This window comes from Lysinibacillus odysseyi 34hs-1 = NBRC 100172 (assembly GCF_001591965.1).
In the GTDB taxonomy this organism is placed as follows: Bacteria; Bacillota; Bacilli; order Bacillales_A; family Planococcaceae; genus Lysinibacillus_B; species Lysinibacillus_B odysseyi.
Window position 1 is genome coordinate 355053 of sequence record NZ_BCVX01000002.1, and the last position, 13336, is coordinate 368388.

Here is a 13336-nt window from a genome sequence, read left to right on the forward strand (position 1 = left end):
TCCTAGGTATGTAAATAAGAAATAACATGATGAGCTGCACGGTCAAATATATTAGGTTTCCTCAAATAGGTTATAAAACTACCAAATTCAGCATTATTCCAATGAGCTTTTCTTTCTAATATCATATTCAACAAACTATAATCTAAAGTTAGTTTTAAATATGGTTCTTTCATATTGGATCGGTCCACTGTACTAACTGATTCACCATTTAGAGGAATCTTATAAATATAATCCTGATGTGCATCAATATATAGTACGGTATCTATTTTCATACCATAGTAAACCTCATCCATTTTTTTCAACATTCTCATTTGAGCTACTTTGAATTTTTCTATTAAATTAATTTGATTTTCTACCTTAACTTTATATTCTGGTAACTCAAATAAATAGGGATTGATTCCTATTACGCTTTTTAAATACTCTTCTCTTTCCTCTGCTGTGGGCGGCATAAACTTGGAGGAACTCGTCTTTGTTTCTAAATCAAAGAAACTTTTGGAATTTAAAAGAATTACTTTAGAAAATTGATCATTTTTCTCCAATTTTATACTTAGTTCCTTTTCTAGAACTTCTAGAGGAGTAGTGGCAGTAAATTTATTCAATTTGTAATTTTTACCACCTATTACTCTTTGAGCAGCAAATGGTAATATATATTCCGGATGTAAATCTTTGCAGTAATTAACTGCCCGATCTAAGCACTTTTGTCGTATTTTTTCTTTTTCTGCACTTTTTTCATCATCTGTAAAATTTTCGAATGATTGTGGGTATGGGCTGGCTGCATTATAGCTTGTCATAAGGAAATCAACTTTTTTATATTGTTCTAAAATATACGGATTCATAGTATGGGATAACTCGTAAGGACAATCATTTGTGTTAACTACAACATAATCTCCCCCTTGAATAACTGCCATTGAATCAATTTGTAAAGAATGCTCATACAGTTGAGATACTTGACATCCAAAAAATTTGAAGCAAATGGCTGGATCACAATTATCTGCTGCTAATACTTCTATTGTAAATTTAGGAGCTATTTCAAATTTTGTTTTATGCTTTAGTTCATATATATTAGTAAATCCCATACCTTTTAAACGATTATATACATGTTTTTCTTCATAACTATGTATCACTATAGGAATTTCTTTAGAGAAATGTTGTAATGTTTCTGCATCTAAGTGGTCTTCATGAATATGAGAAATATAAATACAATCTACATCTAAATAATCGTTAATATTTATATCTATCGGAGGATAGTGATATAGCCCCCCGTAACAAATACTCTCACTCAGCCATGGATCACATAGTAACTTTTTCCCCTCATATTCAATTACAATACAAGCATCTGTTAAATATCTTACTTTCATTATAATACCTCCTCCTTCATCTTAAGGAATCCATGATTCGCAATATAATCTATAGAAGATAGGTAGGGAATTGTAGCTTTTCCGTTATACTGCTTATAGATAAAAGGTTCACTCTGTTCGTAAGTAACAATTATATCAGATTGCCTAAAAAGACCTTCTTCTTCAATATACTCTCTAGATCCAGCTGCACTAATATATTCAGTCGCACCCAGTTCTTTGCAAATATTAAGTAAATACGCTGACTTAGTTCCATGAACGTTTAATTCACTACTTAAAATGAATTCTGTAGTTATATTAGCCTGAGTAGCAATTCTCTTTATCAATGCTATTGTAAATTCTGAGAGTTTCTTCGGTGGCTCATTATAAAGCTCAAATATATATTGTAATTCTGTAAAATATGGGTAGTTATGATAAGCTTGCTCAATTGTCTTTTGATGCTGCAACTTCCAATTTGTACTAAAATCCATATTAACTTCATTAATTTTTTGGTGTCTTAATCCTTTAGTAATGCATGGTATTGTTAACATTTTCTCTGTTCCATCCAATGCGATTTTGTTACGCTGCTGCCAAGATCTTTTCGCGAATTGAATATCATCTAAAAATACAAATTTATCTACTCGATTCATCATTTTAAAATAGCCTATCCACGGCAAATATGTTGGCTGCATAATGGCACATTTCATACTAATGTATTCCCTTCCATTCTTTGCTTAACATTGAGTACAGTAGCTGATTACGAAAAACACCATCCATTTTATGAGAATCTCTTTCAATACCTTCCTTAATAAATCCTAATTTTTCATATAATTTAATTGCTGGAAAGTTATCTTCAAAGACCTTTAAGTGCACCCGATGCTTTTGTTTTTCCACAAAAATATAATCTAATGCTATATTCATAGCGTTTGCGCCAATCCCTTTACCCCGACAGCTAGTATCTCCAATATAAATCTGTAAAAATACAGAGTCATGACGTTCATTAAAATCTAATACAATATTGCCGACATGGTAATCATTGTGTAGTATACTTAAAAACTCAATATTAGGATGTTTACCAAGCCAATTAATATGCTCTACTAAATTAACCTCTCTTGTAAGACCGAAGCTTCGTTGAATTTTTTCATTGTTCAACCAGTTTATAGTGTTTTTATATTGACTAGGTTCTTGTTTTCTAATGCTCACTTCATTCATATTACTTTCTCCCTTGCAATGTATTAATAATGAAATCCGTAATACGTTTGCTACCTTTTCCATCAATAAGTTTTTTTCCATTTTCCGCTATTTCAATTTGTAAATCTTTATTTTTTATAAACTGCATGAAATTCTGAACCTGTTCTAAAGGCGTCTCTTTAGTAGCTTCGCCTAAATAGATGCCTAACTTATTATTTTGGATTTCTCGAAGGATAGGAATCTGATTACTATTTGTAGCTAAATACGCACATGGCAGGCCAATAGCCAGACGCTCCCAAGTTGTCGTTCCCGGAGCACCCAGCGCAATCCTACAGTTCTCCATCACTTTGGCCATATTTTTAGGTGAAATACTGTATTCAAACCTGCTCCCATATTGACTTTTAAGTTTTCTTAAGGTTTCTTCATAAGAAAAAGTGTTACTAACTACTGCATGAACCTTAATTTTTTTTATATATCGAAGAATCTTGTCACTGTACAGGTAGGTATAATTTTTGTAATCTGCTCCTCCAAAGAAAATATGAACTACCAAGTCCTGCTCAATATCCTTTTTTCTATAGTCTATAAACTCTGAGCGTACTAATACATAAGGGCTGCCTAATAGTTTCTTCGTCTCTAGCATGTACTCTTTATAAAAAGTAATCATTTCTGCTTTATAATTATTATCTATTAAAATATCTACATTGTGAAATCTTGGATTATCATCAATACTAATCAAAAGATCTGCATGCCTTTTAATTAATGTCTCCCATTCAACATCATGAATGTAACTATCAATTATTAAAACCTTATATTTACTAGTATAATTATTAAGCACATTTTTAGTTTGTTCATAGTCAACTTTTAAAGTATTGCTAACAACAGGGTGAACCTCTATTCCTCTATCATTTATTAATTGTATTATATTGCCTTCTAACGCAGCACTAATAAATATTACCTTTACCCCTCTTCTTTGTAACTCTTCTGATAAGGTGAGACATCTCATTACATGTCCCAACCCAATCTTTAGTGAGGCATCCACTCTAAAAAAAACTAATACTTCATTCACACTCTTTCTACCATTTCAATTAGTTGCTCTACTGTAAGCCACTCTGTATTATTTTCACTTGTATAAGCAAACCCCTCTGGCAAGGCTTTCCCCTCTTTTAATTGCTCTTGAGACCACCAAGCAAGCTCTGGTTGAATAACATAGTAATCGTCAAATTCTAATGTGTGGCGTGCATCATCTTCCATAATCATTGCCTCATGTAGTTTTTCGCCAGGCCGAATGCCTACAATTTCAAACTTACATTCAGGAGCAATTGCTTTGGCTAAATCCATAATATTCATACTTGGAATTTTAGGAACAAAAATTTCCCCACCCCGCATACGCTCTAAATTATCAAGTACAAACTGAACACCTTGCTCTAACGTAATCCAAAAACGTGTCATACGTTCATCTGTAATGGGCACGCGGCCTGTATACTTAATCTTTTTGAAGAATGGAACAACACTGCCACGGCTACCTACCACGTTTCCATACCTTACTACAGCAAAACGCGTTTTCTTTTCCCCGACATAAGCATTCGCAGCGACGAATAATTTATCAGATGCCAATTTTGTCGCGCCATATAAATTTACTGGACTACATGCCTTATCTGTCGAAAGTGCAATTACTTTTTCAACACCACGGTCAATAGCAGCCTCGATAATATTTTGAGCTCCATGTATATTAGTTTTTACTGCTTCGAAAGGGTTATATTCACATGAATCAACATGCTTCATTGCTGCAGCATGAATTACGATATCTACCCCATCAAATGCTCTATATAAACGCTCTTTGTCACGAACATCCCCAATAAAAAAGCGAATTCTTTCATCATTAAACTCTTGCTTCATTTCATACTGCTTCAGTTCATCACGACTGAAAACAATAATTTTTTTCACACCTAGTGTAAGTGCTTTTCCGATAAATTTTTTACCAAAAGAGCCTGTACCACCTGTTACTAATACCACTTTATCTTTTAAAATACTCATAATATCCCCTTATCTGTAACATCATATAAATATTATATCGGTTAATTTCAATGTATTTCTACATAGGAAAAACATAATATTTTAGATGATATTACTTCGTTTTCTTTTCCTCTTTTACTTTTACCGTATGTTCTCCACACTATTTTACCTGCATCAAAAATACTTTTAAATAGCAGAAATCGAAAAAACACTTTTTGAATTTTAACATAAATTCAAAAAGTGTTCTTATTGACTACTCTCTATAAAGAATATTAGTCTTGAGCTAAGAATTGTTCGAAATATGGTAATATCTCATATTCAAAAATATCAGCTACTAGGACAAAATCCTGTTTTTCTAAACCTTCATTAATTAGATTTAAAAAATTATCTAATTGTTGCTTGTTTAAATGCGTATTAACGCCTTGCTCGATTAATATATGTTCAACTTTGGTTATCCAAGATAGTCCCTCTGAAAAATTTAATATTTCGTCTAGAGCTAATGGGACATTGTCTGTTCTTAAATTATCAGAAATATATTGCAAGCCTGTTGGTATTTTAGATATATATTTATAATACTCATTTACAATCTCTAATTTATCCAATTTAATAACCCCCGAATTCTTCTAATGCCATTCTTGTATATTTTAAAGATTTTTCAGTTGCCTCTAAAATATTTTCATAAAGATACATATTTTGTTTGTGAATCTGTTTAAATTTTTCTTTTGCCTCTATTTTTTTATTATCTATGTTCATCCTCATTACATCCATAGTAATGGGATCAATGATTCTTTCCATAATAACTTGTGGGTAGTATTCTTTCAATTTAGAATCAATTTTATCTAGTTTTTTTAATGTATTAATCGAAAACATGGTATTATATCTTTCGCCTTTCAATAAATGAACTGCTTCAATTAATAATTTTTTTATTTTTAAATAGACTTCTATTTCTTGACTCATAAATTCTTTATACATCGCAACATCATTAACAGCATTACTAGATTTCAGCTTCGAGATATCATTTGTATGATAAATATAATCTTTACAAAATGCTGCGAAATCTAATTGTGGTATACCATTAATCTTTACGCCACCTTCAGTACAATTATAGATTATATGATCATTTTTTAAGATTTGATATAATTTCTCTAAACCTTTTCTCATACTACTAAATTGGTGATTCGTTTTTACAGGTTCTCCGTAGTATCCTTCTACTTCAAAGGCCATATCTTTCTTGAAAAATTCATCATTCAACTCACTATAATGATTATTATTCTCGGCATGGGATTTATTGTTTGTATAAGCTAAATCCTGTCCAATGATTGCAATAGGGCCTGTACTAATTTTACTTGCTATTTCTAACGCCGTTATAGCAACTGTACCACCAGTTGATAGCATTGGAATTTCTTTACCTAGACCTTCTTTAATTCGCTTCTGTATACTATCTTCTCCATAAAAACAAAAACTATAGCGATTTCCTTTAAAGTCTCTCTCGATTCTCCATGCATTTCCCAAGCCATAAATTAAATCGAAATCATAATTATTTATATTTTTAAAGTGTAAATAGTTACTTTCCCCACCATCCATGGTTACTACATAATCAGGAATTATATCAGCTGCCAATAAGGAGTTAATTGTTGATCCGGCACTTATTATCAAACATTTATCTTTTATTTTTTTTAATAAAGGCAACTGTTTAGTTAATGAAGGGCCTCCCGAAGCTAGGATTACTGGACAATCATATTTGTTGTAAAGCTCTTTTAAACTTTGATCTTTATGAACATAGTATAAATTCATAATGTAGTTCTCTTGCCATAAATCACCAAAAAATCTAATCGTATTTTCATTCACAATATCTTCAATTTGAATATGATGAATAAAATCAAGTAATTCCTTATACTCCCTTTCGAAAATCTTATCGTAATTAGGCGAAATTAAGATGTTAACTTTACGATCAAAGTCAGCAATATAATTTTCACAATGTTTGCTGAAGTCTTTAAAATTAGAAAAGACGCCAAGGATGTTATCTTTGTTTTCAATATTTAAATAATGATGCAAAGGGTCATAAACTAAAGTCTCAGTTTCTTCATACCTTTTTGTAATAGAATTAGCTATATATCCCAATCCATACCCAAAAAGGATATTTAGATAACCCTCTTTATAATTATTTTCTATGTATTTATCAGCCTCAGCTTCTGGATTATAATTACTATGCAAAAAATACCCATTCACTTTAGCATTAGGTTTTCCATTTTTTGTTTCTAAATAGATTACTTCCAAATCCTCCATAAAATTTTCTCCTTACTTCACTTAATAAAGACTTTCCTTTTAAGAAAGACTTATTAAATTATTTAGTTTTCCAATAATTTTATTCCTTTGTTTATATCGGTTTAAAACTGTTTTTTTAAATTTTAATTAGAAAACTCGAGTGAGATACCATTCAAACTTTAGTCTTTAAATAAATCCAGAGAAGTTTAAGACTATCTCCATTTTCTGTTTTACAATATATAGTAAGAGATGAAACACGATTGTATTAAGTGTATTTATTATTGTTGGGAATGTACACGATAATCTTCTACTTCGGTCATTAGTTTAAAATGTTATCAGACATATTAAGAAACCCTTTGCTATGACAGCAGATGCTGCTTATAGAACTCGTACGATTACACAAATTTCTTACTAGAAAATCAAATCACATGTTAGTTGCATTGCCGCCCTATACTCGTCCTAAAACAAAGGAGTGCTTCTTCTGCAAGCAAGGGGAATTTGTATGATGAGTATCCCAAAGCCTATAGCTGTTCGAATAACTAGCTATTAGGTTACACAACGACAGCAAAAGAAGGATATCAATAATCAAATCCCAATAAACGGTTTATATGAGCTATCCTTTCTTATTCATAATATACATAAAATAAAAAATCATGGGAAGCATAAAGAAAAAATTGAGGTATATTGCTGATGTAAAGGGGAATTGTGGTACTGTTGGGTACCATACGAGTTCTAAAAATTGTACATGCAGGCGAGTCTTATTTTTGTTACATGAAATTTGAAAAAACTTACCACTCGAATACGGCAAGCTACTTAATAGAGAATGGAAGTTTCTTGGAGAGATGATTTACACACAAACTTCAAGAAGAATTTAAATTCAATTACGTTTTAAATGACAAAGCCCCCGAAAGGTGGAACTCTCGGGGGAATCTGTCGACACTCTGAAGCTTGAACGAAATTTCGTTCAAGCTTTTTAGTTCGTACTAAATATTAAAGAATTATTGTAATAATTGAAGTACGCCTTGTGGTTGTTGGTTTGCTTGCGCTAACATAGATTGTGCTGCTTGCATTAAGATGTTGTTCTTAGTGAAGCCCATCATCTCTTTAGCCATATCAGTGTCACGAATACGTGATTCTGCAGCAGTTAAGTTTTCAGATGTTGCACCTAAGTTGTTGATAGTGTGCTCTAAACGGTTTTGAACTGCCCCTAAATCAGAACGTTGTGAAGAAACTGATTCTAAAGCATCGTTAAAGTTTTTAATTGCTTTGTCAGCCTTAGTTTGAGTATCAATTGATCCAGTAATTTTTAAACCTTTAGTATCCATTGTACTGATTTTCAATGTAATTGATTGACCATCATTTGCACCAATGTGGAATTTTTTGCCTGTGAAAGTACCATCTAATAATTTTTGAGTATTGAACTCTGTATTTTTAGCAATACGATCGATTTCTGATTTTAATGCAGTAACTTCTTTGTTAAGTGCTGTACGGTCTGCTGTAACGTTTGTATCATTTGCAGATTGTACTGCTAATTCACGCATACGTTGTAGGATAGCATGCGTTTCATTAAGTGCACCCTCAGCAGTTTGGATTAAAGAGATTGAGTCTTGAGCATTTTTAGTAGCCATGTCAAGACCACGGATTTGTCCGCGCATTTTTTCAGAGATTGCTAAACCAGCAGCGTCATCGCCAGCACGGTTTACTTTGTAACCTGAAGATAATTTCTCAAGGTTTTTAGAAGCTTGAGTGTTGTTGAAAGTAAGGTTACGGTGTGTGTTTAAAGCTGAAATGTTGTGTTGAATTCTCATTGGGAATTCCTCCTTGAATTGGTTATTTATGACCCACGTCCTTGTGGGAAAGCTTAGCAAAGTTTTCCTCTGCCTTACACTTTATATATCGTAACTTGTTTTTATTGTTTAATAGTTTTTTCTATATTTTTTTATATTTTTTCTTTCACTCCATATTTACTACATACCCGTATTAAAAAGCCGCCCCCTGTAAACTACTTCAAGGAACGACTGACTACACAACTCTATTTTTTTAAGGTCTTTAGAAACTCCGCTGAAACATTCAATGCTTCCTTATTCTGCTCCTGGATTGCTTCGAATACTTCTGAGCGATGGACCTTCACCGATTTTGGCGCAACGATGCCAAGTTTCACCTGGTCGCCCTCGATTGATAGGACCTTTACTTCAATATGGTCGCCAATCATAATGGATTCTGTCTTTTTCCGTGATAGTACTAACATTATTCTGCACTTCCTATTGCGGCTTGTATTGGGAAGCGAAGAGGATATGCCTTACTGTCTTGCAGCACAATCTGCTTCCCTACCTTTTTATTTATATTTATTAATACGGGTGCCATTAAATTGATAGTGGAATCTTTAAAGCTTTCTTTTAATGTCATGATGGAATATGTCAACACATCTTCCTCTTTTTCTATTTGCAGATCCTCTTTATCCTCTTCACTCAGCTCAAATACATAGTCCTGCTTGAATGCAAATGGGAATGCTACAACAAACCCTAGGGACGCTTCTTCTGTTGATTGCAGTAACACCAATGGCAACTCTGCATCAAGCGCCAGTAAAATAAATTTATGGTAATCAGGAAATCCAGGCAGTCCGTATTCAAATGTAAGGATTTCTGATTCCTTAATTTCTACTTCTCCTAAAAATTTTGTATTGATCAGCATGATTTCTCTCCTTTTAGCCGAGGACATCGATTTCTACATCAGGTCTTACCAGCATTGTACCCGTTACATCACCCGGTGTATAGTCATGAATCGGCTTGTTCACTTGAGCGTTTATTTTTGGTTTTTGTGGTGTAATCGAAATGTCTGTTTTACCGGGCATATAATCGATTTTTACGGAGCCGATTGATGGAACAAATTTAATATTATATGGACCCGGGCGCTTAGGTCCATGATTTTGGACAGCAATCTGTTGAATGACTGCTCTTCCCTGTCCTTTTCCCGACTCTTTCATCATTTGATTTCCTTCACTTACTCTGCGCGAAATTCCTTCGAGCATTTTTTGATGGCCAGCCTTTGCATAGTTTTCTACGGATTCAAGAGGGCCTATCATACCTAGATCCCTTCTTGCTTGTGATGAATCTATTTTAAGTTTACCTCTTGTTGTTTTAATATCCAAAATGGCAGCCGGCTGCTCTATTGTTTGAGTAGCCATTGGCTGTTTAATGATTTGGCGCGGCTTTGTAATATTCAAATCCATTTGAATATCCGTTGTTGTAATTTGTATTTGCGGGATTCGCATCCGTGTTCCCTCCCTTTATTTAAGAAAAGCGCTTGGAGCAAGTCCAAACGCTATTTCCTCTTATCTAATAAAATCAACTAATGTTTGCTGAATAATTTTTGCCCCTACTGAAAGTGCCGCCTGATGAATCGATTCCTGCGTCACCATATCAGTAATCGTTTTTGCATAGTCCGTATCTTCATTTTGGGACATTTGCTTTGTTACATTAACATTTTGAATATCTAAGCGGTTTTCCATCATATCCACACGATTTTGGCGTGCCCCAACTTCAGCACGTAATGTTAGGCCATTTTCATACAAACCGTCAAGCGCTGGGATATTCCCTCCCCCGCTTGTTACCTCAAGACCTAGCGCACTACTGATTTCTTCACTTGTTGCATCACTTTGAAGTACGGTTTCTACATGTTTCATAAACTCATCAACATCGTTAAAAAACTCATTACCTTGTGTATTCAATTTCATTGAAATACCGTCAAATACATTAATTTCAATCGGTCTTTTTCCCCCATCTTCCGTAACTAATGGATTTTGAGGACCTGTTTGATCCGTATACAGCGGCTGATTCGTATGAGTACCGGAGAAAATATAGTTTTCTCCAACCTTCGTATTGGCAATATCACGCAGCTGTTCTTTAATTTGTGAGATTTCTGCATTAATTTTTTGACGGTCTTCTGTTGTGTTTGTATCATTGGCCGCCTGAACAATCAATTCCTTTACACGTTTCATGGCTTCACCGACCTGCCCTAAGGCTTCGTCTGTTGTATCCAGCCATGTGTGTGCTTCCCGAATATTACGCGTATATTGCTCATTTTTATCTAAATCAACACGGTAGCCCATTCCTTTTACTGCAACAACAGGATCATCAGATGGGCGTGAAATAATACTTCCTGAATTAAGCATATCCTGATATTTCGACATTTTACCGTAGCTTGTATTTAAGTTTCGCAGCATGTTACTTGACAGCATAGATTGTGTAACGCGCATAGAGTTCCCCCCTTACCTAGTCTTTCATTCTTGCTGGTTATCCACTATAATCCTACTCGGCCCATACCGTTAATGATTTTTTCCAGCGTTTCGTCCACTACTGTAATCATCCGTGCGTTCGCATTATACGCCTGCTGGAATGTAATTAAATTTGTCATTTCCTCATCTAACGAAACCGAGCTCTGTGAGGCACGGCTATTCGCAATTTGCAAATGAAGGGTTCCAGAGTTATATGCATTGGTGATGGCCTCTTGTCCCTTCACACCTAATTGCCCTACAAGGGATTTATAGTATGTCTGGAATGTAGCATTTTGGAGATTTGGCCGAGTGCCAGATTGTAATGCTGCTAAAAGGCGAATATTATCATTGTTTCCTTCCTCGCCGGCTACGCCGGATGCAGCGACTTTTTTCGGGTCGGAAATGACCACTTTTATGTCCCGCGCTGTAGTGCCAGTGAAGAAGTCTACTCCTGCATTTTTTTCTGAGTCAAATCCTTTTGTATGTTGCTCATTAAAAGCTGTAACAAAGTCAGCAACTAATGCATCTAATTTTTTCAGCATCTCAGGATAAGTGCCCTGACCGCCGCTATGTCCATATGCATCAATAAGAGCTAGTAACTTTCCTTTTCCAGTTTCCAAACCGGCATACTCAATTGTCCCAGCTGCATTTCCTACAGCATCTGCCGGCGGGTCACCTGGTTCTGATACGTTAATGGCGCCAAACTCGGCATAGCCGTTTGTTGCTTGGTCATCCACATCACCATCAACCGGTGCCCCATTTGTATCAACCGTTGCTAATTTAGCAAAGTTTTTCCCCTCAACAAGGGTAATTTCATCTCCACCATTTGCCGGTTTGAACTTAATTGTCATAGTTCCTTCTGCTATATCATTCACATTGCCTCCCGACTTTACCATCGAAATGGAGACAGGAATATATTCGTTCAGCTCATCGACTAATACATCACGCGCATCGTATAAATCATTCGGTACATATCCATTTGGCTCTACAGCCTGAATTTGCTTATTGATCGCCGCGATTTGCTTCAGGATAGAATTTACTTTTTCAGTAGAAACATTAATTTCGTTTCCAATGTTCCCCTGGATCAGCTTCAATTGTGTATCCATATAGTTGAAAGACTCGGCAAGTCCCTCTCCTTTTGAAATTAACACCTGACGGCCGGCTGTGTCCTTCGGATTACTGACAACATCCTCCATCGATTTCCAAAAGTCTGTAAATGCCTGATTAATCCCAAACTCAGATGGCTCAGACATGATATCTTCCATTTGATTAATTGATTTTGCTGCTGATTCCCAGTAGCCTAATTTATTTGTCTCTTGACGATACTGACGATCAATAAATTGATCGCGGATACGCTGGATAGAGCCAGTTTCAACACCTGTGCCAAGATGTCCCGGATATGTCGGTGAATTCAGTCCCGCCATCGGATAGCCTGTTGTCGCCTGCATATTGACTCTTTGGCGTGAGTAGCCGAGCGTATTCGCATTTGAAATATTATGACCCGTTGTATAAAGTGCGGACTGCTGTGTGAAAAGGCCGCGCTTACTCGTTTCCAGCCCCATAAAAGTTGAACGCATATTTGTTCCTCCTATGTAACCCGCCTAGCGCGGGAAGTGTTTGATCATGAACGTTTGTACTGCTTTATTCCTAGAAAAATCAGGTCTAGAACACCTTTATGCCGAAATAAAACGGCGCATACAGCATGCACCGTTATGCTTGCGAATCGTAGTAGGATTTCTTTCCGACTTTTGACTCCCCGCGTATTTCTGCACCTGAGTAGTTAAAAGTGCTTCCTTGCTGTTGCTGTGGACGCATCATGTCCAATGTCAGGTTAACAAACTGCAGCGATTGGAAGACAAGTTTCTGGTTCAGGTCATTTTGTCTTTTTAAATCAGCCAGCAGTGTAACAAGGCGCCCCCGTACTTCCTGCAGTACTTCTCTTTCAGGTCCATCAGCTGTATCAATCACCTGTGCGACAGTCGGTATGTCAGTGAAGGCAATTCCTTTTGCCTGTAGGTAATCCGTTACCATCACCTGACGCTGTTGCTCAAGTTTGTCGATTGCAGCTACATGTGCCTGTTCCATTTTCAGCATGTCATCGATTTGCTCCATGTCATTTGCCTTGATGAGCTCTGTTTTCTTGTTCGCCAATTCCAGTAAACTTTTATGCATTTTTTCCAGTTTCTCTAAAATCGAGATGATGTTGCTCACTGACATGTTGGCAACTCCTTCTTTTGTAAATTAGCCTTTTATCGTGCGG

At 35.3% G+C, this 13336-nt stretch carries 14 protein-coding genes; all 14 read right to left on the reverse strand.

The features are described from left to right. Positions 1–2: 2 nt before the first annotated feature. A complete protein-coding gene (locus BOD01S_RS04505; RefSeq protein WP_036155656.1) occupies positions 3–1358 on the reverse strand; it encodes an MBL fold metallo-hydrolase in 1356 nt (451 codons plus the stop codon). After that, a complete protein-coding gene (locus BOD01S_RS04510; protein ID WP_169804309.1) occupies positions 1358–2026 on the reverse strand; it encodes a WbqC family protein in 669 nt (222 codons plus the stop codon). Before BOD01S_RS04510 ends, BOD01S_RS04505 begins: the two co-directional genes overlap by 1 nt. 16 nt (positions 2027–2042) lie before the next feature. Next, positions 2043–2546, reverse strand: coding sequence for a GNAT family N-acetyltransferase (locus BOD01S_RS04515; protein WP_052124891.1), 504 nt, complete (start codon positions 2544–2546; stop codon positions 2043–2045). 1 nt (position 2547) lies between these two features. Further along, positions 2548–3591: a UDP-2,4-diacetamido-2,4,6-trideoxy-beta-L-altropyranose hydrolase gene (gene pseG / locus BOD01S_RS04520; protein WP_036155652.1), complete on the reverse strand. Its 1044-nt coding sequence runs from the start codon at positions 3589–3591 to the stop codon at positions 2548–2550. Then, the gene (gene pseB / locus BOD01S_RS04525; RefSeq protein WP_174523061.1) at positions 3588–4559 is read right to left on the reverse strand and encodes a UDP-N-acetylglucosamine 4,6-dehydratase (inverting); all 972 of its coding nucleotides are present in this window, start codon (positions 4557–4559) and stop codon (positions 3588–3590) included. The genes pseG and pseB overlap by 4 nt, the downstream gene beginning before the upstream one ends. 251 nt (positions 4560–4810) lie before the next feature. Then, positions 4811–5140, reverse strand: a complete 330-nt coding sequence (locus BOD01S_RS04530; RefSeq protein WP_036155651.1) for a hypothetical protein — start codon at positions 5138–5140, stop codon at positions 4811–4813. Between the two features lies 1 nt (position 5141). Continuing rightward, positions 5142–6824 (reverse strand): motility associated factor glycosyltransferase family protein, encoded by a 1683-nt coding sequence (locus BOD01S_RS04535; protein ID WP_036155649.1) that lies wholly within the window; start codon positions 6822–6824, stop codon positions 5142–5144. Positions 6825–7801: 977 nt separating this feature from the next. Beyond that, positions 7802–8611, reverse strand: coding sequence for a flagellin N-terminal helical domain-containing protein (locus tag BOD01S_RS04540; protein ID WP_036155647.1), 810 nt, complete (start codon positions 8609–8611; stop codon positions 7802–7804). A gap of 224 nt (positions 8612–8835) precedes the next feature. Then, a complete protein-coding gene (gene csrA, locus BOD01S_RS04545) occupies positions 8836–9051 on the reverse strand; it encodes a carbon storage regulator CsrA (protein ID WP_036155646.1) in 216 nt (71 codons plus the stop codon). After that, positions 9051–9494: a flagellar assembly protein FliW gene (gene fliW / locus BOD01S_RS04550; protein WP_036155644.1), complete on the reverse strand. Its 444-nt coding sequence runs from the start codon at positions 9492–9494 to the stop codon at positions 9051–9053. Before fliW ends, csrA begins: the two co-directional genes overlap by 1 nt. A 13-nt stretch (positions 9495–9507) precedes the next feature. After that, the gene (locus BOD01S_RS04555) at positions 9508–10074 is read right to left on the reverse strand and encodes a DUF6470 family protein (protein ID WP_036155641.1); all 567 of its coding nucleotides are present in this window, start codon (positions 10072–10074) and stop codon (positions 9508–9510) included. A 60-nt stretch (positions 10075–10134) separates the two neighbouring features. Beyond that, complete coding sequence (gene flgL, locus BOD01S_RS04560) at positions 10135–11058, reverse strand: flagellar hook-associated protein FlgL (protein ID WP_036155638.1); 924 nt, start codon at positions 11056–11058, stop codon at positions 10135–10137. Between the two features lie 44 nt (positions 11059–11102). After that, complete coding sequence (flgK, locus tag BOD01S_RS04565; protein ID WP_036155636.1) at positions 11103–12653, reverse strand: flagellar hook-associated protein FlgK; 1551 nt, start codon at positions 12651–12653, stop codon at positions 11103–11105. 133 nt (positions 12654–12786) lie between these two features. After that, positions 12787–13293: a flagellar protein FlgN gene (locus BOD01S_RS04570; RefSeq protein WP_036155634.1), complete on the reverse strand. Its 507-nt coding sequence runs from the start codon at positions 13291–13293 to the stop codon at positions 12787–12789. Between the last annotated feature and the right edge of the window lie 43 nt (positions 13294–13336).